Source organism: Klebsiella sp. TF21-TM, assembly GCF_019753495.1.
Taxonomy (GTDB): Bacteria; Pseudomonadota; Gammaproteobacteria; order Enterobacterales; family Enterobacteriaceae; genus Klebsiella; species Klebsiella quasipneumoniae.
The window spans coordinates 1-203 of sequence record NZ_JAIJYL010000153.1 but is presented as its reverse complement, the minus strand read 5'-3'; the positions used below and the strand labels follow the sequence as shown (position 1 = coordinate 203).

The window sequence follows — 203 nt, the reverse complement described above, 5'->3', positions numbered from 1 at the left end:
CATGGCCAGGAACGCCGCCGTATCTGGCGTAAGCTGCATCTCGCCGTTGACAGTAAAACACATGAAATCATCTGCGCAGACCTGTCGCTGAACAATGTGACGGACTCAGAAGCCTTCCCGGGTCTTATCCGGCAAACCCACCGGAAAATCAGGTCAGCCGCCGCCGATGGCGCTTACGACACCCGGCTCTGTCACGATGAACT

The 203-nt window shown here is 57.1% G+C and carries 1 protein-coding gene; it reads left to right on the top strand.

What is annotated here, in order from left to right:
* The coding region (locus K5R89_RS27300) for a transposase (protein WP_221853888.1) at positions 1-203 on the top strand (203 nt) is incomplete at both ends.